This window comes from Brucella sp. 22210 (assembly GCF_052045675.1).
GTDB lineage: Bacteria > Pseudomonadota > Alphaproteobacteria > Rhizobiales > Rhizobiaceae > Brucella.
Window position 1 is genome coordinate 381,251 of the sequence record NZ_JBQEPD010000002.1, and the last position, 19,873, is coordinate 401,123.

Consider the following 19,873-nt stretch of genomic DNA (forward strand, 5'->3'; position numbering starts at 1 on the left):
AAACGGGCTATCCACCCGACTGCATCTATTTCACGCCGCGAAAGCCGGATGGACAGCGCTAATTGCGCAACAATTCATTCCAGTTTGGAATGAACCAGTGCCGAATAGTCCGTATTGCCCACCTGCCCGGCGATCCACTGGCAGAACACCTGGGTCAGCGGGTTCTCCAGTTTTCCTTCCGGCACAACGAGATAATAGTCATTCTCCGTGCGCATGGGCTTTTCGAAAAGCAGCACCAGATCGCCATCGCGCAGCTCCTGCTCGATCAGATAAAGCGGCAGAAGCGCAAAGCCGAGACCGGCCAGAGCCGCGCCAATCACCATCGAGAACTGATCGAAACGGTGCCCCCGATAGGCTGACTGCCCTTCGACGCCGCAGCTTTCGAACCATTGCGCCCACATTTTCGGGCGTGTCGCGAGATGCAGAAGCGGCTCGCTTTCAAGATCTTCCGGCGCGGCCGGATGGCGCGCTTCCAGCAGGCGCGGGCTTGCGACGGGCACAATCACCTCGCTGCACAGAAACGTGCAGGTTGCGTGCGCCCAGACCGGCTGCCCATAGTGAATGGCAAGATCGTGCGGTTGTTCCTCGAAATCAAAAACGCCCGAACGCGATGCCACATTGATCGCAATGCCCGGATGTTTCTCGACAAAATCGGGAATGCGCGGCATCAGCCAGCGCGTGCCAAATGTCGGCAAGGTTGCGACGCTGAAGGACGATGTGGACTGCGCCGAAGCCATGGCGCGCAACATCGTATCTTCGGTCTGGTTGAGAAGACGCCGAACTTCCGGCAGAAACTTGCGCCCCGCATCTGACAGGAGAATGCGCTGGCGGATACGCTCGAACAGAAGCACGCCGAGCTGGCTTTCCAGATCCTTGATCTGACGGCTGACGGCGCTCTGGGTGAGATTGAGTTCATTGGCCGCCTGGGTGAAGCTGCCATGCCGTGCAGCACATTCAAAGGCTTGCAAAGTGGCGATGTCCGGAATCAGTCTCCTGCTTAGCTTCATTCCAATCTCGCATTAACATAGTTGCTTTCGGCGCAATCATAACCGGAAAGCGGCTGATATGATACATTTTCATCATAATCCCGTCATGTTTTCGCAATGCTGAATATGACCCCTACAAAGACGATCCAAGTTCTACGGAAGCATACGCCATGAACGCGCAGAAATTCGTATCGCCAGACGCCATTCGCTCCGCCTTTTCGGCTGCGATGTCCGGCATGTACAAGCAAGAAGTGCCTGCCTACGGCACCCTGATGGAACTCGTCGCAGATGTGAACGCCAAGGTTCTGGCGGACGATAGCCATCTGCACGAACGCCTGACGGAAACCGACTCGCTGGAGCGTATTTCCGAAGAGCGTCATGGCGCTATTCGCCTCGGCACCGCTGCTGAACTTTCCATGATGCGCCGCGTCTTCGCGGTCATGGGCATGTTCCCGGTCGGCTATTACGACCTGAGCGCGGCTGGCGTTCCCGTTCACTCCACCGCTTTTCGTCCGATTGACGATGCCGCGCTGAAGCACAATCCGTTCCGCGTCTTCACCTCGCTTTTGCGTCTCGACCTCATCGCCGACGAGAAGCTGCGTGCGGAGTCGGAAGACGTTCTGGCCAAGCGCAACATCTTTACCGCGGGCGCGGTAGCGCTCGTCGAGAAGGCAGAAGCCGAAGGCGGCCTCAATGATGCCGACGCCAAGGCGTTCGTGGCCGAAGTGCTGGAAACCTTCCGCTGGCACGATCACGCCAATGTCTCGACCGAGCTTTATCATCGCCTGCATGATGCACACCGCCTGATTGCCGACGTTGTTTCGTTCAAGGGCCCGCACATCAACCATCTGACACCACGCACGCTCGACATCGACGCCGTGCAGGACCAGATGCCGGAACGGGGCATCAATCCGAAGGCTGTTGTCGAAGGCCCGCCAACCCGCAAGTGCCCGATCCTCCTGCGCCAGACCTCGTTCAAGGCGCTGGAAGAAGAAGTATCCTTCATCGGCAGCGACGGTCAGTGGACCCCCGGTTCGCACACCGCCCGTTTCGGTGAAATCGAACAGCGCGGCATTGCCCTGACGCCAAAGGGGCGCGGCCTTTACGACAAGCTTCTCAACGACACCCGCGCCATTGCCCGTCCGGCCCCGGATGGCTCCAATGCAAGCACCTATGTGAAGGCGCTGAGCGACACATTCGCGGCTTTCCCGGATACATGGGCTGGCATTCGTGAAGCGGGCCTCGGCTACTTCGCCTATTCGGTCAAGGATGCCGCAAAGCTTGCAAGCTTCAAGCCGAACACCGATATCGAGCTTCTTGTAGCCGCTGGCGCGGTTCAGTTCGACCCGCTGACCTATGAAGACTTCCTGCCGGTCAGCGCTGCCGGTATATTCCAGTCCAATCTGGGCGATGACGACACGCAGGAATTCGTGGAAAGCCCGAACCAGAAGCGCTTTGAAGAAGACCTTGGCGCCAAGGTTCTCAACGAATTCGAGCATTACGCCCGTATCGAACGTGAATCCATCGAAGCCGTACAGGCCCGCCTCGGCGGCCTTGAAGCGGCAGAGTAAAGTTAAGACATAGAGAGGAAAGCTATGAACACCGCTGTCAGAAAAGTCGACGTGAAGAAGGAAGCCGCAGAGCTTCTCGCCAAGCTCGGTGTTGACGCTGCCGTTTACACCGCAGGCAACCTTGCTGGTTTCAGCCCGGTCTCGGGCGAGCAGATCGCATCCGTCAAGACCCACAGCAAGGACGACGCTGCCAAGATCATCGACAAGGGCGATGAAGCCTTTCGCGCCTGGCGCAATGTTCCGGCACCGAAGCGCGGCGAACTGATCCGTCTTCTGGGTGAAGAACTGCGCGCTTCCAAGGAAGATCTCGGCCGCCTCGTTTCGATCGAAGCTGGCAAGATCACTTCGGAAGGCCTCGGCGAAGTCCAGGAAATGATCGACATCTGCGATTTCGCTGTCGGTCTGTCGCGCCAGCTCTACGGCTTGACGATTGCAACCGAACGCGCTGGCCATCGCATGATGGAAACCTGGCATCCGCTCGGCGTTGTCGGCGTCATCTCCGCCTTCAACTTCCCTGTGGCCGTCTGGTCGTGGAACGCGGCTCTCGCCATCGTTTGCGGCAACTCGGTTGTCTGGAAGCCGTCTGAAAAGACCCTTCTCACCGCTCTCGCCTGCGATGCGATCTTCCAGCGCGCCCTCAAGCGCTTCGGCGATGCACCGGAAGGCCTCTCGCAGGTTCTGCTCGGTGACCGCGAAATCGGCGAAGTCCTCGTGGACAGCCCGAAGGTTCCGGTTCTCTCGGCCACTGGCTCGACCCGCATGGGCCGCGAAGTTGGTCCGCGTCTTGCCAAGCGTTTCGCTCGCGCGATCCTCGAACTCGGCGGCAACAATGCCGGTATCGTCTGCCCGTCGGCCGATCTCGACATGGCGCTGCGCGCAATTGCTTTCGGCGCCATGGGCACCGCTGGCCAGCGCTGCACGACGCTGCGTCGCCTGTTCGTTCATGAAAGCGTTTATGACGCTCTCGTCCCGCGTCTGCAGAAGGCCTATGCCAGCGTTTCTGTCGGCTCGCCGCTTGAAACCACTGCTCTGGTCGGTCCGTTGATCGACAAGGTTGCCTTCGACAACATGCAGAAGGCCCTCAAGGAAGCTTCCGCTCACGGCGGTAAGGTTCAGGGTGGTGAGCGCGTCGATAGCGGCCATGAAAACGCTTACTATGTGCGTCCGGCCATCGTCGAAATGCCGAAGCAGGAAGGCCCGGTTCTCGAAGAAACCTTCGCTCCGATCCTTTATGTGATGAAGTATTCCGATTTCGACGACGTTCTGGCGAGCCATAACGAAGTTGGCGCAGGCCTGTCGTCCTCGATCTTCACACTGAACCTGCAGGAAGCTGAGCGCTTCCTTTCGGCTGAAGGTTCGGATTGCGGCATCGCCAACGTCAATATCGGCACTTCGGGCGCCGAAATCGGCGGTGCATTCGGCGGCGAAAAGGAAACCGGCGGCGGTCGTGAATCCGGTTCGGATGCGTGGAAGGGCTATATGCGCCGCGCAACCAACACGATCAACTATTCGAAGGCACTGCCGCTCGCACAGGGCGTTTCCTTCGACATCGACTGATCCTGATCAACGGTCAAAAGAAAACCCCGCTCCGGCGGGGTTTTTTTATATCTGCACGTTTCACTCCGGGACTTCGCCCGGATGTCGAAGAGTTTAGTGTAACCGCTCGCTACTTAGGGATACCGGAACACATCCAGTGATTGCTTGTCTGCAAGCATTGTCCATCACACTTCGATTCACACTCGCTCTGTGTGGAAACAAAGTCGCCGTCTTTCAATTTTTCATCCCCAGCATAAGCGTGGCTGACAATATTGAACGAAAGCATTGCGAAGAAAAATGTAAAATATTTTTTCATAAACCCACTCCAAATAAATTTTACAATTTACCTTTTATATTATTACTCTCCGCAATCTATTCCAACAATTCATGATCAATTATCAGATAGCAAAAAGGCGGCTCAATGAGCCGCCTTTTATATTTATCCAATGGCAATATCAGCCCATGCGTTCCGACGCGAACGAGCCAGGGCTCGCCGGAAAGACCACGGTACGGTTGCCGTTGAGGAATGAACGGTGGTGGATGTGGGCGTGGACCGCACGCGCCAGCACCTGCGCCTCGACATCGCGACCGATGGAAACATAATCGGCAGCGCTCTGCGCGTGCGTGATGCGCGCCACGTCCTGCTCGATGATCGGGCCTTCGTCGAGATCGGCGGTGACGTAATGCGCCGTCGCGCCGATCAGCTTCACGCCGCGCTCATAGGCCTGCTTGTAAGGGTTTGCGCCCTTGAAAGACGGCAGGAAGGAGTGATGAATATTGATGATCTTGCCAGACATCTGCTTGCAAAGCTGGTCGGACAGAACCTGCATGTAGCGTGCCAGAACGACCAGCTCCGTGCCGGTATCGTTGACGATATCCATCAGGCGCTGTTCGGCTTCGGGCTTGTTGGCCTTGGTGACGGCTACGTGGTGGAACGGAATGTCATGGTTCACCACGACCTTCTGGTAGTCAAAATGGTTCGACACCACGCCAACAATATCGATCGGCAGCGCGCCGATCTTCCAGCGATAGAGCAGATCATTGAGGCAATGGCCGAAGCGCGACACCATCAAAAGCGTCTTGGTGCGCTTGGCGTTGTCATGGAAATCGAAATCCATTTCAAACGGCGCGGCGACGGGCTGGAAGCCTTCGCTCAGGGTCTCGAGCGCTACGCCTTCTTCCGAAATGAAACTGACGCGCATGAAGAAACGACCCGTATCGAGATCGTCGAACTGGGCGCTATCAATGATGTTGCAACCCTTGGCCGCAAGATAACCCGAAATTGCAGCAACGATGCCGCGGGTGGACTTGCAGGTGACGGTCAGGACAAAATTATGCATCGGACTTCCTCAGTTTTCGAAGGCGCGGGCCAAAGCGCGCGCCTTGAAACTAGTTCACGATGCGGTCTCCGCCATGCCAGAATGCGTAATGCACTGACCGGATTGCGCTATCAAGCAACTTTGGAAGAAAGATTGCTCTTATTTGTTGTGTCTGGATCAAAAAGCGGCAGGCCGTGGCGAAAATGGTGATTTCGAGAACCGGAGCGCAACGTACTTTTGGGTACGTGAGCACCGGAAGCGTAGAAATTGCCATTTACAGGCCGGCATGGCGACTTTTGGATCAGACACTTAAAGATGCGGATTGCGATCCCGATACCGCGCGACCAGTTCCCGGTTCACGTCACCGGAGCCCGGCATATTGGCGCTGAGATAGACCGGAGCGGCACCATCATCCACGAGACGGGATGCGACATCGGCAAAGATCGCATTCAGGATCGTCACGCCAAGCGCGGTGGAAACCGGTCCCACCTTCAGGGCGCTGCCCTCCACTTCCAGCACGGCATCGCCCGCAGGCGCATCATTGTCGAGAACGACATCCGCGAGTGAAAGCAGTTGCGTGCGCCCCTTGGCAATCGCGCTGGAATAGGTGACGGAAGTGACCGCGATCACCGCCGCCCCCTTCTCGCGGGCATAGCGCGCCGCTTCGATTGGTGCGGCATTGACGCCGGAATTGGAAACGACGATCAACACGTCGCCCTCCCGAATGCCATAGCGATCGAGGATCGGCAGCACCGCGCCTTCAATCCGCTCGAAATGCGAGCTGGCAACTGCACCATCCTGCAACATTATCGCGCCACAGAGGATCGGCACGGTGATCGCCAGACCACCGGCGCGATAATGCAGCTCCTCCGCCATCATATGGGAATGGCCGGTGCCGAACACATAGACCCGGCGGTCAGCGCGCGCGGCGGCGGCAATCAGGTCGGCTGCCTTTTCCATCGGCTCGGCCAGACGGTCACGCAGGCTCGTCAGACGGGCAATCAGATCGTTGAAATAGCGGTCTGTTATAGCGGTCATCTGCTTTCCCCTCACCCGGCTGCCTGTTTCACGCCGGAGCGCCAGGTTGTCTTCGCAAACAACCCATCATCAAGATGCACCGCATCCATGCGCATGCCCGGACGCAGCAATCCGCGATCTGCAAGCCGCAGATACCGTGCCGGATAAAGGCTCGCCATGCGCAGGGCTTCAGCCAGCGTCAGCTCCAGTTCGGCCACGCCAAAGCGAACCGCCGAGGCCATATCGAGGTCGGAACCGGCAATGGTGCCATCGGACAGGATCAGCTTGGGGCAGATGCCGCCCGGCACGCGATGCACGGCGCGACCATTGATTTCGAAACTTGTCGCATTGGAGCCGACCAGCGACATCGCATCCGTCACGAAGAACAGATGGGCTTCGCCGCGCTTGGCGCGCAGCGCGAGCCGCAGCGCCATCGGATCGACATGATGACCATCGGCAACGATCCCACACCAGATATCCGGATGATCGAGCGCCGCCCCGGCAAGACCCGGCGCGCGATGACCGATCTGGCTCATGGCGTTGAAGAGATGGGTCACGCTGCGCGCACCGGCATCAAAGCGCTTGAAGGCTTCTTCCGCCGTCGTGTCGCTGTGGCCGATGCTGACCACAACACCGGCATCGCTCAAACGGCGCACCTGTTCGGGCGTGACCTGTTCGGCAGCGACGGTCACAAGCAATGTACCGATTTGCTCCGCCGTATGGATGTAAAGCGCGATGTCAGCGTCATCGACCGGGCGCATCAGCTCGGCCAGATGCGCGCCCTTGCGCGCAGGCGCCAGATGCGGCCCTTCAAGATGCAGGCCTGCGACACCCTTGTCGGCTTTCACCGCTTCGACTGCGGCTTCGATAGCGCGGTCACGCACAATCGTGGTGTCGGTAATGAGCGTCGGCAGCAGGCTGGTCGTGCCGTATTTGCGGTGACCTTCGGCAATCACGAACATGGTTTCAGGCGTCGGCTGATCATTGAGCATACGCCCGCCGCCGCCATTCACCTGCGCATCGATGAAACCCGGCGCAATGACGCCACCCTTCAGGCGCTCGACCTGATGGGCCTCTCCAAGGGCTGCTTCGGGCACAATGGCTTCAACCTTGCCGTCGCTGAAGACAAGGGCGGACTGGTCATGAAACCGCTCGCCATCGAAAATCCGCGCACCGGCGATTGCTGATTTTTTCGTCATACCGTCACCGTGACCTTGTTGAGATTGCGCGGCTTGTCGGGGTCAAAACCCTTGCGGCGCGTCACCGCTTCAATGACGCGGTAGTAATTGATGAGCGAGACCAGCGGATCAAGATGCGGGCTGCCCGTGCTGGCCGATGGCAGGCGGAAGCCCGGCGTTTCGGCATCGGATAGTGTCACGATGCTCGCGCCAAAGGAATGCAGCCGCTTCAGAGCCTGAATATTGGTGTCGAAAGCCTCATCGCGCGGCAGGAAGGACAGGATCGGGAAGCCCTCCTCGACCAATCGCATCGGACCGTGCATCAGCTCGGCCAGCGAGAAAGCCTCGGCGTGGATATTGGCGGTTTCCTTGGCCTTCAGGGCAGCTTCCAGCGCAATGGCATAGGCCGTGCCGCGACCGCCCGTATAAAGCGAGCGCGCATTGAACAGAAGGTTCTCGACCGCTTCGCGCCCATCCGGGCGGGTTGCGGCAAGCGCTTCCGGCAGACGCTGCAAACCGGCACGCAGATCGGCATCGCCGCTGGCGGCAGCCACCACGCCCGAAAGGGCTGCAACGGCGGCAATGAAAGACTTTGTGGCCGCGACGCTCTTTTCCTCGCCAGCATTCAGCGCGAGAACCAGATCCGCCTCTTTCGCAAGGGGGCTGTCCACCACATTGACCACGGCAATTGTCGTCGCACCGCCCTTTTTGGCTGCCGCCTGTGCGGCCACGATGTCGGGGCTGGCGCCAGACTGCGAAACAGTAAAATGCACGCCACCGGCAAGCTTCAGCTTGGAGCCGTAGACGGAAGCAACCGAAGGCCCGATCGAGGCGACCGGAATGCCCGTGGTGATTTCCATCAGATATTTGAAGAATGTCGCCGCATGATCGGAAGAACCGCGCGCTGCCGTCGTGATGACCACCGGTTCATTCTTTGCGAAAATCTTTGCGATCTCGGCCAGCGTACCGGCTTCCTTTTCCAGAAGCGTTGCAACCACCGCAGGCGATTGCTCGGTTTCCTGCAACATGAGGGATGGTTGGTTCACCATGATCATTCTCCAATTTTCAGTTCAGCGACGAAGTCATAGGCGTCGGCGCGATAATGCGAACGGGTGTATTCGACGATACGGTCGTCATCGAGATGCGAGATGCGTTCAATCAAAAGCGCCGGAGCGCCGCGATGTACGCCGAGAAGACGCGCGGTGCCGGGATCAAGCGTAACGGCAGTCAGTCGCTGCAAGGCGCGCACAGGCTTGTAACCGCGCCGGGCCAGCGCACCGTAAAGCGATGCTTCATCGACACGATCCGTATCCAGATAATGGCGCGGCACCACGGCGCGCTCAAAAGCCATCGGCACCCCATCGGCGAGGCGCAGACGGTCAAGCCGCACAATCGACGTATCCACGCCGACGCCCAGCCGGAAGGCTTCATCCGGCGACGGCTTGTCGATACGGTTCGTCACCACGCGCGCGCCCGGCTCCTTGCCGCGCGAAAGCATGTCCTCCGAAAACGATGTCAGCCGCCACAGATGCTGGCTGATGCGCGCTGGACGCTCTGCAACGAATGTACCGCTGCCGCGCCGGGATTCAACGGCGCCTTGCGCCAGCAGTTCCTTATAGGCATTGCGCACCGTGATGCGCCCAAGCCCAAGCTCCTCGGCCAGATCACGCTCTGGCGGCAGACCAACCGCAGGGGCCAGCTTTCCCTCCTCGATCAGCTCACCCAAAATACGCGCCAGATTGCGATAAAGCGGCCCCGTCCGCTGCGGATCGTGCAGGCCGCGCTCTTCAATGGAAGTGATCAAGGTGGTTCTATTCATGGCCGACATGATAGAACCTATATAGAACCAATAGCAAGTGATGTTTTTATGAAATACCCAAGCGCCCATTCCCGCTGGCGATTTTGCCAGTCCATGGGCGTAACAGGGCCGCGCCCGGCGGGACGCAACCGAATAACTCTTCAAATTGGAAGCGGATTGGTTCTAGATTTTATCGACCAACTGCTGGCCTGCAGAGCTGAGTTCGTAGCGCGTGCGCTGGGTGCGCGGATCGCGCTGCGTGATCACGATATAGCCACCGTCTGCGCCAAGCAGGTTCACCTCACGCAGCACCAGCGCATGCGCAACCCCCAGCACCCGTGCGAAACCGCGGCTGTCGGCGGCAACGCCCAGCGCCAGCGCAGCAATAATGCCTGCACCAAGCGAAGACAGGTCCGGCGCATTGCCGGTCAGCTTTTCGACGAGCGCCATATAGTCGGCGGCGGCTTGATCCATCAAGCGGCGACGGGCTGTACCGGCCGGAACGAGACGATCACCGATTTCGAGGTCGGCGTAAAACTCTCGTCGCCGGAGCTGCCAATCGGCACGAGCACATTCATCTCCGGATAATAGCCAGCGATACAACCGCGCGGAATGTCATAGGGCACAAAACGGAAGTCGCGCGCGACGCGTTCCAGACCATCGACGAAGTCACCGACAATATCGGCGCGGTCGCCCGCTTCGACACCTATATCCGCCATGTCGAGCGGATTCATGAACACGACCTGCCGCTCGCCATAGACGCCGCGATAGCGGTCATCCATGCCGTAGATGGTCGTGTTGTACTGGTCGTGGCTGCGGAAGGTCTGCAACACATAACGACCCGGACGCCCACGTGCCTGCTGGTGCTCGATGGCTTCCGGCAGTGCGCCGGTCCAGAAAGTGGCCTTGCCGTTCGTCGTATTCCATTCCAGTTCACGCGCCGTGTTGCGCAGATGGAAACCGCGCGGCACACGCACACGCTTGTTGAAGTCGTAGAAATCAGGCAGCACCCGCGCAATGCGGTCGCGGATCAGATCGTAATCGTCGGCCATTTCCAGCCAGTTGACAGGCTTGGGGCCGAGCGTCGCATTGGCCATGCCCGCAATGATTGCCACTTCCGACCGCAGATGCGGCGAGGCTGGCGCATTGATGCCGCCAGATCCATGCACCATACTCATGGAATCCTCGACCGTGACGATCTGGGCAACGCCCTTGGAATTCAGGTCGATCTCAGTGCGCCCAAGACATGGCAGAATGAACGAATCCTGCCCCGGCACCAGATGCGAATGGTTGAGCTTGGTTGCGATATGCACAGTCAGGCGTTGGCTCGACAGCGCTTTCGCAATGATCGGGCTGTCCGGCGTCGCGCGGGCAAAATTGCCACCGAGGCCAATAAAGGCCTGTGCCGTGCCGTCCAGCATCGCGCCAATGGCGCCGATGACATTATGGCCCGGCTCACGCGGCACATCGAAACCGAATTCCTTTTCCAGCGCATCGAGAAATGCGCGCGGCGGATTTTCGTTAATGCCAACCGTGCGGTCGCCCTGCACATTGGAATGGCCGCGCACCGGGCACAGGCCAGCGCCGGGCCTGCCGATATTGCCGCGCAACAGCATGAAATTGGTGATCTCGCGGATGGTGATCACCGAATGGCGATGCTGGGTCACGCCCATGGCCCAGGTGCAGATCACGCGCTCGGCATCCATATAGATCTGCGCGGCCCGCTCCAGAGACTGCCGCAGCAGACCGGACTGATCTTCGATCTCCTCCCACGTCGTCGCATCCACGGCGGCGCGATAGGCCTCGAGTTCGGCGGTATGCGCGCTCAGAAAATCCCGGGCGAGAATGGACGGCTCACCTGCGGCGAGCGCTGCGTCATCCGCTGCGAATACCGCCTTTGCCATGCCGCGAAACGCCGCCAGATCACCACCCAGACGCGGCTGGAAATAATCGCTGGCAATCGCTTCGCTGCCGCCATGGAGCATTTCGAGCTTGTTCTGCGGATCGGCAAAACGCTCCAGCCCGCGCTCGCGGATCGGGTTGAACACCGCGATGCGCGCGCCGCGTTCGGCAGCACGGCGCAAATCGCCCAGCATACGCGGATGATTGGTGCCGGGGTTTTGCCCGACGACGAAAATCGCATCGGCCTGCTCGAAATCCTCAAGCAGCACCGTGCCTTTGCCGACACCGACCGACTGTTTCAGCGCCACACCGCTGGCTTCGTGGCACATATTGGAGCAATCGGGGAAATTATTGGTGCCATAGGCACGCACGAAAAGCTGATAGAGAAAGGCAGCCTCATTGGAGGCGCGGCCTGACGTGTAGAACTCAACCCGGTTGGGATGATCGAACGCACGCAGAAGCGCGCCGATGCGCTCCAGCGCCTCGTCCCATTCAACCGCCTCATATTTGTCGGTCGCCGCATTATAGCGGAGCGGATGCGTCAGACGGCCGGTATTTTCCAGATCGTAATCGGTCCATTTGCGCAATTGCGAAACCGTATGGTCCCGGAAGAAAGCAGGCGTGGTGCGCCGGTCGGTCGCCTCCCAGGCCACCGCCTTGACGCCGTTTTCACAAAATTCGAAGGACGAGCCATGTTCCGGATCGCCCCAGGCGCAACCGGGACAGTCGAAACCATCAGGCTGATTGGCCTTGAGCAAGGCACGGGCGCCCGTCAGCGGCGCGCCGCTGGCCAGAAGCTGCTTGCCGCAGCTTTTCAGAGCCCCCCAGCCACCGGCAGCACTTGAGCTTTTGCCGATAAAGCCGGTTTTGGAACCCTTGCCATCCTTGCTCATGTCTCAATCCTTGTTCCACTGCGAACGTATCATGGAGACTATTAGCATAAGCAAAATAGCCCCACCCTTCAATTGACGACCAATTGATGTCGGTGTTTTGTAGCTTCGCACTTGATTTCAGTCGCGCGATCCTTCATGCGAGTGGTCAAGAAAACTTACCACAAGGGGCAAGAGTAATGTCCAACATCGTTGAAATCGCCGATCTGAAGCGGCTCGCCCAGCGCCGTGTCCCGAAAATGTTTTTCGATTATGCGGATTCGGGCGCATGGACTGAGTCGACATATCGTGCCAACGAGGATGACTTCAAGAAGATCAAGCTGCGCCAGCGCGTGCTGGTCGACATGACCAACCGTTCGCTCGCAACGACCATGATCGGTCAGGATGTGGCCATGCCGGTCGCGCTCGCGCCGACAGGCCTCACCGGCATGCAGCACGCCGATGGCGAAATGCTGGCCGCACAGGCCGCTGAGGCTTTCGGCGTGCCCTTCACGCTTTCCACGATGAGCATCTGCTCCATCGAGGATGTTGCCTCGGTGACCAAGAAGCCGTTCTGGTTCCAGCTTTATGTGATGAAGGACCGCGACTTCGTGAAGAACCTGATTGGCCGTGCCAAGGCCGCAGGCTGCTCGGCTCTCGTGCTGACGCTCGACCTGCAAATCCTCGGCCAGCGCCACAAGGATATCCGTAACGGTCTGTCCGCCCCGCCAAAGTTCACCCCGAAGCATATCTGGCAGATGGCGACCCGTCCCGGCTGGTGCCTGGGCATGATGGGCACGCAGCGCCGCACCTTCCGCAACATTGCCGGCCACGCCAAGAACGTGACCGACCTGTCCTCGCTTTCCTCCTGGACGGCGGAACAGTTCGACCCGCAGATGAACTGGAATGATGTGGCCTGGATCAAGGAACAATGGGGCGGCAAGCTGATCCTCAAGGGTATCCTTGATGTTGAAGATGCGAAGATGGCCGCCAAGACCGGCGCCGATGCCATCATCGTCTCCAACCATGGCGGCCGCCAGCTCGACGGCGCACCGTCGTCCATTTCCATGCTGAAGCCGATTGTCGACGCCGTGGGCGATCAGATCGAAGTGCATGTCGATGGCGGCATCCGCTCCGGTCAGGACGTGCTGAAGGCCCGCGCGCTTGGCGCACAGGGCGTCTTCATCGGTCGCCCCTTCCTCTATGGCCTTGGCGCCATGGGCAAGGAAGGCGTCTCGCTGGCGCTTGAGATTATCCGCAAGGAACTCGACGTCACCATGGCGCTGTGCGGCAAGCGCGATATCAACACGATCGACGCATCGGTCCTGCATTCGGTCAACTTTTAAGCGACCACGCTTCCTTTTCCCTCACCCTGAGGAGCCTCTCCTGAGCCTGTCGAAGGAGAGCGTCTCGAAGGGCGAGGGAAAATGGCCTCAGCGCCTGCCCTCGTCCTTCGAGGCTTCGCTTCGCTCCGCACCTCAGGATGAGGGGAGTGCGTGGCGGCGGCTTCAATCAGCAGATAAATTGAGAAAGCCCGGCAGTGCCGGGCTTTTGCTTTTTATGCACGCGATGACGGCGCTTTCGAGAGCAGCACCGTGCGAATGGCGAAGCTGGAATGGATGCGCGCCACGCCCGGCAGGCGCGACAGGATTTCCTTGTGAATGATTTCATAAGCCGCGGCGTTTTCAGCTTCGACGCGCAGAATATAATCCGCATCCCCCGTCATCAGATAGCATTCCTGCACTTCCGGATGCCGCCGCACGGCTTCTTCAAAGCGGTTGAGATATTCTTCCGTCTGCCGGTCGAGCGTTATGCGCACAATGGCGACCAGCCGCTCGTCACCGCCCGATGAGCCGACGATGGCCGTATAGCCACGGATGACGCCGCCTTCCTCCAAAATCTGCACCCGTCGCAGACAGGCGGACTGGGACAGCCCCACCTCGGCGGCAAGCTGGCTGTTGGTCATGCGCCCGTCGCGGCGCAGACAACGAATGATGTTCCGGTCTATACTGTCGAGTGTCGCCATGCATATTCTTCGAATGAAAAGCTAAAACGTGCGCAGGATGTGCCAAAATTCGCATAATCTGCGACAGATAGCAAAAACATTCGAATAGTCTTCGATTAATATATCTCAATGCCCGTCTGGATGCGGCAATGCATCCGGCGGATAAGGGGCAATAAGAATTGCGCAATGGATATGGTTGATATGTCGATGCATTTTTCGAAAGAGCAAAGCGATCTCGCCGCTGGCGGCGTGTTGACCATCGATCTTGCGGCGTTGCGGCACAATTATTCCGCCGTTGCGCGGCATATCGCGCCGACCCGCGCGGCAGCGGTCGTCAAGGCCGATGCCTATGGCCTTGGCGCGCAGCGCGTTGCGCCCGCCTTTTACGAAGCGGGCTGCCGGGACTTCTTCGTGGCGCATCTGGGCGAAGCCATCGCACTGCGGCCTGTGCTGAACGCCGATGCGACGCTTTATGTGCTGAACGGCCTGCAACCCGGCACCGAAGCCGCCTGTGCCCGCGAAGGCATTGTGCCGGTGCTCAATTCTCTGGAACAGGTTGAAAACTGGGCCAATCTTGCGGCCAGCAGCGGCAAGAAACTGCCAGCGCTCCTGCAAGTCGATACCGGCATGTCGCGTCTTGGCCTTTCGGCCAGGGAACTGGACCGGCTGGCCGACAATCTTTCGCTGCTCGACGGCATCGATGTGCGGTTCATCATCAGCCATCTGGCGAGCGGCGATGAACCGGCAAACCCGGCCAATGCGAGCCAGCTTGCCGCCATGCGCGCAGCACTGGCGCGCCTGCCGAAACTGCCCGTCGCCTTTGCCAATTCCGGCGGCAGCTTCCTTGAAAAATCCTATCATTTCGACCTCGCACGCCCCGGCGTCGCGCTTTATGGCGTCGATCCGGCCACGGAGCACGAGGCGGAAAACCGGATCGTTCCGGTGCTGACATTGTCGGCGCGCGTCATTCAGGTGCGCGACGTGGAAAAGGGTGCGGCCATTGGCTATGGCGGCACCTATATCGCCGAAGGCCCCATGCGGATCGCCACCATTGCGGTGGGCTATGCCGATGGCTGGTTCCGCGCGCTCAGCAACAAGGGTTCAGCCTTTTACGGCGACACCCGCCTGCCCATCGTCGGGCGCGTTTCGATGGATTCCATTACCCTTGATGTCAGCGCTCTGCCGGAAGGCACGCTCAAGCTCGGCAGTCTCGTGGAACTGATCGGCCCGCATCAGCGTCTGGAAGACGTGGCGAGCGAATGTGACACGATCCCTTATGAAATTCTGACAGCGCTCGGCAACCGCTATGCCCGTATTTACGTGGATAGCGCGCGTTCGAGCCAAAATGCATAACAAAAAAGAGGCGAACATGCAGATTACCGTACTCGGCAGCGGCGTCATCGGCGTCACAACGGCTTACTATCTGGCCAAGCTTGGCCATGAAGTGACGGTCATTGACCGCGAGGAAGGTCCGGCGCTGGAAACCAGCTTCGCCAATGCCGGTCAGGTTTCGCCCGGCTATGCCTCGCCATGGGCGGCTCCCGGCATTCCGCTGAAAGCCGCAAAGTGGCTGTTCCAGAAGCATGCGCCACTCATCATCCGCCCAACATCCGATCCCAAGCAGTATGTCTGGCTGATGCAGATGCTCGCCAACTGCACGGACAGCCGTTACAAGGTCAACAAGACCCGCATGGTGCGCGTGGCGGAATATAGCCGCGACGTCCTTGTTGATCTCCGCAAGGATACCGGCATCGAATATGACCAGCGCATGCAGGGCACGTTGCAGCTCTTCCGCGAGCAATATCAGCTCGACAGCATCGGCAAGGATATCGAAGTGCTACGTCAGGACGGCGTGCCATTCGAAGTGCTCGACCGTGACGACTGCGCCAAGATTGAACCGGCGCTGGCCCGCGTGAAGGACAAGTTTGTCGGCGGCCTGCGCCTTCCCCATGACGAAACCGGCGACTGCTTCAAGTTCACCAATGCGCTGGCCAAGATTGCCGAAGGCATGGGCGTCAAGTTCCGCTTCGGCGTGAATATCAAGTCGCTGGTTCTGTCCGGCGGACGCGTTTCCGGTGTGGAAACTTCAGACGGCATTCTCACGGCAGACCGTTATGTGGTCGCGCTCGGCAGCTATACGCCTGCGCTCGTGAAGTCGCTTGGCCTCAATGCGCCGATCTATCCGGTGAAGGGCTATTCGATCACCGCACCGATCATCGACGAAGCCCGCGCGCCCGTCTCGACGGTTCTGGACGAAAGCTACAAGATCGCTATTACCCGCTTGGGCGACCGCATCCGTGTCGGCGGCATGGCGGAAGTGTCCGGCTTCACCAAGGATCTGCCGGCTGCCCGCCGTGCAACGCTTGACCTGTCGGTCAGCGATCTGTTCCCGGGCGGTGACCTCAAGGCCGCGACCTTCTGGTCCGGCCTGCGCCCGATGACACCGGATTCCACACCGATCATCGGCGGAACCCGTTACGACAATGTGTTCATCAATGCCGGTCACGGTACGCTGGGCTGGACCATGTCCTGCGGCTCCGGCAAGCTTCTGGCCGATCTGGTCAGCGGCAACAAGCCGGATATCCGCGCCGACGATCTCGGCATCTCGCGCTACAACTAATAATTACCGCCTGCGCGCCGTTGTGTTTCTCCGCATTTCCGAACGCATCGAAGCGGGATCAGAAATCAGTCCAGTGGACTGATTTCCCCGCGTTGGCGCTTCGCACTTTTGCTGGAAATGCTCTAGAAACTCGGCGGCGTGCAGGCGCTGACAACCTCGCAGGCTGTCGGCCCGATGCAGCGAAAGCGATGCGGCAGTTTTGAGGAAAAATAATAGGCGTCACCCGGCCCCAATATGCGCCGGTCGCTGCCGACGGTCACCTCGATGCGGCCCGATATGACAATGCCGCCCTCCTCGCCCTCGTGCATGAGCAGCACCTTGCCCGTGTCGGAGCCCGGCTCATAGCGCTCCTTCAATATCTGCAACGAGCGCGCAAAAAGATGGTCGCCCACCTGCCGGTAGGAAATGGGGCCTTTGCCGATTTCCACCAGCTCTTCCGCCTGATAGAATACCTTGTGCGGCGTATCCGGCTCCAGCGCGAAAAACTCGGCCATGCCGATCGGAATACCATCGAGAATACGCTTGAGAGCGCCGACCGACGGATTGGACTGATTGGCCTCGATCAGCGATATGGTCGAGTTGGTCACACCAGCCCGTTTGGCAAGCTCGCGCTGCGACAGATTCTGCCGCATGCGCACATAGCGCAACCTTCCGCCGATATCGATGCTCATCGGACATTCCCCTTCTGTTTATGATGTTCGATATAGCATAATTTTCTGAAATCAGCGCCATAAAATCAATAGCTTAAACATTTGAAGAAAAGGGCTTGTTGCCCTTCGCAAAGCGTGTCCTGTTGGCTTAAAATAGGAGGTTACCATGCTCACCAAAACCAACGCGCCCAGCCTTGAAAACTTCTGGATGCCGTTCACCGCAAACCGGCAATTCAAGGCCGCTCCGCGCCTGCTCGCCAGCGCATCGGGTATGTATTACACCGACACCGACGGCCATCAGGTTCTCGACGGGACGGCTGGTCTGTGGTGCTGCAATGCCGGCCATGGCCGCAAGCGGATTACTGAAGCCGTTGAGCGCCAGATTTCCACGATGGACTTTGCGCCCACCTTCCAGATGGGCCACAATATTGCATTCGATTTCGCCGAAAAGCTCGCGGCCATCGCGCCGGGTGGTCCGGCTGCGCAGCTCGACCGCGTATTCTTCACCAATTCCGGTTCGGAATCGGTCGATACGGCGCTGAAGATCGCCATCGCCTATCAGCGCGCCATCGGTCAGGGCACCCGCACCATGGTGCTGGGCCGCGAAAAGGGCTATCACGGCGTTGGTTTCGGCGGCATTTCGGTTGGTGGTCTGGTCAACAATCGCCGCGTCTTCCCGCAGATCCCTGCCGACCATATGCGCCACACGCTCGACATCGAGCGCAATGCCTTCTCGAAGGGCCTGCCTGCGCATGGCATCGAGCTGGCGGATGATCTGGAACGTCTGGTTCAGCTGCACGGCGCTGAAAAGATTGCCGCGGTCATCATCGAACCGATGTCCGGTTCGGCTGGCGTCGTTCTGCCGCCGAAGGGCTATCTGGAGCGCATCCGCGCCACCGCCGACAAATACGGCATCCTGCTGATCTTCGACGAAGTCATCACCGGTTTCGGTCGTCTCGGCACGCCGTTTGCCGTTGATTATTTCGGCGTTGTTCCGGACCTCGTCACCACCGCCAAGGGCCTGACCAACGGCGCTATTCCGATGGGCGCAGTCTTTGCCGCTCGCAAGGTATATGACGGCCTGATGACCGGCCCGGAAAACGCAATCGAGCTTTTCCACGGCTACACCTATTCCGGCCATCCGGTCGCTTGTGCCGCTGGCCTCGCAACACTGGAAGTCTACGCCGAAGAAGGCCTGCTGACCCGTGGCGCGCAGCTTGCCGATCATTGGCAGGAAGCACTGCATTCGCTGAAAGATGCGCCGAATGTCGTCGACATCCGCAATCTCGGTCTGGTCGGCGCCATCGAGCTGTCGTCGCGCAAGGACGCGCCGGGCGCACGCGCCTATGACGTCTTCGTGGATTGCTTCAAGAAGGGCCTGCTGATCCGCGTCACCGGCGATGTGATTGCACTGTCGCCGCCGCTGATCGTGGAAAAGGAACAGATCGACACAATCGTTTCGGTCATCCGCGACGCCCTGAAGCGCGCCGCTTAAAACTTCCAACCAATGCGCGGTGTGATCTCCACCCAGATCATACCGCCACTTGGCCGCCGCTCCCATTGCGGCGGCTTTTTTCTTTTCTAGTGGTCTTTGTGATTCCAACATTTGCTCAGCGCTTGAACCGAGGGATGCAAATGTTGGAATCAGACCACTAGGTCAACCCTGCGACGGCGTGAACCTAGCCACCAGCGCGTGGCTGTCGCCGGGATAGGTAAAGCGCACATGCGTCACCGGCAGATCGGCATTCCAGGTCTGGCGTTCAACGACCAGACAGGGGGAACTAGGCGCAATATCGAGCAATGCAGCATTTTCCGGCGTGGCAGCTGTGGCGCGAATGGAGTGCTGCGCGCTGCTCCACGGCACGCAGGCCACGAGCCAGGGACCGGGCGAGTGTTCGGAAAAATCCGCTGCTGCCGCATCCGGCACCGCGTCCAGATTGATGATGCGTTCTTCCAGCGCGAAAACCCGCTGTCCGGCATGATGGCGGCAAACCAGATCGATGATCTGCGTGTGGCGCGGAATATCGATCTTCTGCGCATCGGCTGGCCCACTCAGACGGTCCCAGCGCTTGAGCAGTTCGAACCGGTATGGCGCGCCGAGCGCTGCAACCTCATCGCGAATATCATGAATTTCGAGAATGGCGGCCTGCGAACGCGGGAAGGAAACGAAGCTGCCAGACTTGCGCTTGCGCTCAATCAGTCCGGCCTTGGCAAGCTGGGTCAGCGCCTTGTTCACCGTCATGCGCGAACAACCATATTGTTCGGTCAGCTCGTGCTCGAACGGGATACGGTGGCCGGGCGCCCATTCCCCCGACAGGATGCGCGATTCAATATCGTCCAAAATACGCTGATGCAGTGAAAGCACCGGACCGTCTTTTGTCGCTGAATCGCCATCCGCCATACCACGTCCCCTTTGTTTTCC

General features: G+C 59.4%; 17 protein-coding genes. 6 read left to right on the top strand and 11 right to left on the bottom strand.

Annotated features, from left to right (window positions below; all coding sequences use genetic code 11):
* Positions 1-74 precede the first annotated feature (74 nt).
* Complete coding sequence (locus ACTJKP_RS04715) at positions 75-1,007, bottom strand: LysR family transcriptional regulator (protein WP_440629840.1); 933 nt, start codon at positions 1,005-1,007, stop codon at positions 75-77.
* Between the two features lie 149 nt (positions 1,008-1,156).
* Between ACTJKP_RS04715 and hglS the strand changes: the two genes are divergently transcribed.
* Positions 1,157-2,557, top strand: coding sequence for a 2-oxoadipate dioxygenase/decarboxylase HglS (hglS, locus tag ACTJKP_RS04720; protein WP_440629841.1), 1,401 nt, complete (start codon positions 1,157-1,159; stop codon positions 2,555-2,557).
* 24 nt (positions 2,558-2,581) lie between these two features.
* Positions 2,582-4,114: an L-piperidine-6-carboxylate dehydrogenase gene (gene amaB, locus ACTJKP_RS04725; protein WP_078338823.1), complete on the top strand. Its 1,533-nt coding sequence runs from the start codon at positions 2,582-2,584 to the stop codon at positions 4,112-4,114.
* 434 nt (positions 4,115-4,548) lie between these two features.
* Here the strand turns inward: amaB and purU are convergent, their stop codons facing one another.
* The 7 genes from purU to ACTJKP_RS04760 all read right to left on the bottom strand — a co-directional run bounded on the left by purU (position 4,549) and on the right by ACTJKP_RS04760 (position 12,200).
* Positions 4,549-5,433, bottom strand: coding sequence for a formyltetrahydrofolate deformylase (gene purU, locus ACTJKP_RS04730; RefSeq protein WP_078338824.1), 885 nt, complete (start codon positions 5,431-5,433; stop codon positions 4,549-4,551).
* Between the two features lie 288 nt (positions 5,434-5,721).
* Complete coding sequence (locus ACTJKP_RS04735; protein ID WP_440629842.1) at positions 5,722-6,450, bottom strand: SIS domain-containing protein; 729 nt, start codon at positions 6,448-6,450, stop codon at positions 5,722-5,724.
* Between the two features lie 11 nt (positions 6,451-6,461).
* On the bottom strand, positions 6,462-7,628 hold the full coding sequence (nagA, locus tag ACTJKP_RS04740) for an N-acetylglucosamine-6-phosphate deacetylase (RefSeq protein ID WP_440629843.1): 1,167 nt from the start codon (positions 7,626-7,628) through the stop codon (positions 6,462-6,464).
* The gene (locus tag ACTJKP_RS04745) at positions 7,625-8,653 is read right to left on the bottom strand and encodes an SIS domain-containing protein (protein WP_440629885.1); all 1,029 of its coding nucleotides are present in this window, start codon (positions 8,651-8,653) and stop codon (positions 7,625-7,627) included. Before ACTJKP_RS04745 ends, nagA begins: the two co-directional genes overlap by 4 nt.
* 5 nt (positions 8,654-8,658) lie before the next feature.
* Entirely contained in the window at positions 8,659-9,426 is a 768-nt protein-coding gene (locus ACTJKP_RS04750; RefSeq protein WP_078338879.1) for a GntR family transcriptional regulator, read from the bottom strand.
* 162 nt (positions 9,427-9,588) lie between these two features.
* Entirely contained in the window at positions 9,589-9,879 is a 291-nt protein-coding gene (locus ACTJKP_RS04755) for a hypothetical protein (RefSeq protein WP_440629844.1), read from the bottom strand.
* Entirely contained in the window at positions 9,879-12,200 is a 2,322-nt protein-coding gene (locus ACTJKP_RS04760) for an FdhF/YdeP family oxidoreductase (protein WP_440629845.1), read from the bottom strand. The genes ACTJKP_RS04755 and ACTJKP_RS04760 overlap by 1 nt, the downstream gene beginning before the upstream one ends.
* A gap of 176 nt (positions 12,201-12,376) precedes the next feature.
* Here ACTJKP_RS04760 and ACTJKP_RS04765 point away from each other — a divergent pair, with 176 nt between their 5' ends.
* Positions 12,377-13,522 carry an alpha-hydroxy acid oxidase gene (locus tag ACTJKP_RS04765; RefSeq protein WP_078338829.1) on the top strand — a complete coding sequence of 382 codons (1,146 nt, stop codon included), beginning with the start codon at positions 12,377-12,379 and terminating at the stop codon, positions 13,520-13,522.
* Positions 13,523-13,734: 212 nt separating this feature from the next.
* Here ACTJKP_RS04765 and ACTJKP_RS04770 read toward each other — a convergent pair whose 3' ends face one another.
* Complete coding sequence (locus ACTJKP_RS04770; protein WP_078338830.1) at positions 13,735-14,202, bottom strand: Lrp/AsnC family transcriptional regulator; 468 nt, start codon at positions 14,200-14,202, stop codon at positions 13,735-13,737.
* 171 nt (positions 14,203-14,373) lie between these two features.
* On the opposite strand from ACTJKP_RS04770, the gene alr reads away from it, so the two are divergent.
* Both alr and ACTJKP_RS04780 read left to right on the top strand, forming a co-directional pair.
* A complete protein-coding gene (gene alr / locus ACTJKP_RS04775) occupies positions 14,374-15,534 on the top strand; it encodes an alanine racemase (RefSeq protein WP_440629886.1) in 1,161 nt (386 codons plus the stop codon).
* Positions 15,535-15,550: 16 nt separating this feature from the next.
* The gene (locus tag ACTJKP_RS04780) at positions 15,551-16,801 is read left to right on the top strand and encodes a D-amino acid dehydrogenase (RefSeq protein WP_440629846.1); all 1,251 of its coding nucleotides are present in this window, start codon (positions 15,551-15,553) and stop codon (positions 16,799-16,801) included.
* Positions 16,802-16,923: 122 nt separating this feature from the next.
* On the opposite strand, the gene ACTJKP_RS04785 is transcribed toward ACTJKP_RS04780, so the two are convergent.
* Positions 16,924-17,472 (bottom strand): cupin domain-containing protein, encoded by a 549-nt coding sequence (locus ACTJKP_RS04785; RefSeq protein ID WP_078338831.1) that lies wholly within the window; start codon positions 17,470-17,472, stop codon positions 16,924-16,926.
* A gap of 145 nt (positions 17,473-17,617) precedes the next feature.
* Between ACTJKP_RS04785 and ACTJKP_RS04790 the strand changes: the two genes are divergently transcribed.
* Entirely contained in the window at positions 17,618-18,946 is a 1,329-nt protein-coding gene (locus ACTJKP_RS04790) for an aspartate aminotransferase family protein (protein WP_078338832.1), read from the top strand.
* A gap of 162 nt (positions 18,947-19,108) precedes the next feature.
* On the opposite strand, the gene hutC is transcribed toward ACTJKP_RS04790, so the two are convergent.
* On the bottom strand, positions 19,109-19,852 hold the full coding sequence (gene hutC, locus ACTJKP_RS04795) for a histidine utilization repressor (protein ID WP_440629847.1): 744 nt from the start codon (positions 19,850-19,852) through the stop codon (positions 19,109-19,111).
* Between the last annotated feature and the right edge of the window lie 21 nt (positions 19,853-19,873).

Coding starts and splice junctions, on each gene's coding strand:
- purU (WP_078338824.1), bottom strand. CDS start 5,433: ATGCATAATTTTGTCCTGACCGTCACCTGCAAGTCCACCCGCGGCATC.
- ACTJKP_RS04770 (WP_078338830.1), bottom strand. CDS start 14,202: ATGGCGACACTCGACAGTATAGACCGGAACATCATTCGTTGTCTGCGC.
- ACTJKP_RS04785 (WP_078338831.1), bottom strand. CDS start 17,472: ATGAGCATCGATATCGGCGGAAGGTTGCGCTATGTGCGCATGCGGCAG.
- ACTJKP_RS04790 (WP_078338832.1), top strand. CDS start 17,618: ATGCTCACCAAAACCAACGCGCCCAGCCTTGAAAACTTCTGGATGCCG.
- hutC (WP_440629847.1), bottom strand. CDS start 19,852: ATGGCGGATGGCGATTCAGCGACAAAAGACGGTCCGGTGCTTTCACTG.
- ACTJKP_RS04765 (WP_078338829.1), top strand. CDS start 12,377: ATGTCCAACATCGTTGAAATCGCCGATCTGAAGCGGCTCGCCCAGCGC.
- amaB (WP_078338823.1), top strand. CDS start 2,582: ATGAACACCGCTGTCAGAAAAGTCGACGTGAAGAAGGAAGCCGCAGAG.
- nagA (WP_440629843.1), bottom strand. CDS start 7,628: ATGACGAAAAAATCAGCAATCGCCGGTGCGCGGATTTTCGATGGCGAG.
- alr (WP_440629886.1), top strand. CDS start 14,374: ATGGTTGATATGTCGATGCATTTTTCGAAAGAGCAAAGCGATCTCGCC.
- ACTJKP_RS04715 (WP_440629840.1), bottom strand. CDS start 1,007: ATGAAGCTAAGCAGGAGACTGATTCCGGACATCGCCACTTTGCAAGCC.
- hglS (WP_440629841.1), top strand. CDS start 1,157: ATGAACGCGCAGAAATTCGTATCGCCAGACGCCATTCGCTCCGCCTTT.
- ACTJKP_RS04735 (WP_440629842.1), bottom strand. CDS start 6,450: ATGACCGCTATAACAGACCGCTATTTCAACGATCTGATTGCCCGTCTG.
- ACTJKP_RS04755 (WP_440629844.1), bottom strand. CDS start 9,879: ATGGATCAAGCCGCCGCCGACTATATGGCGCTCGTCGAAAAGCTGACC.
- ACTJKP_RS04780 (WP_440629846.1), top strand. CDS start 15,551: ATGCAGATTACCGTACTCGGCAGCGGCGTCATCGGCGTCACAACGGCT.
- ACTJKP_RS04760 (WP_440629845.1), bottom strand. CDS start 12,200: ATGAGCAAGGATGGCAAGGGTTCCAAAACCGGCTTTATCGGCAAAAGC.
- ACTJKP_RS04750 (WP_078338879.1), bottom strand. CDS start 9,426: ATGAATAGAACCACCTTGATCACTTCCATTGAAGAGCGCGGCCTGCAC.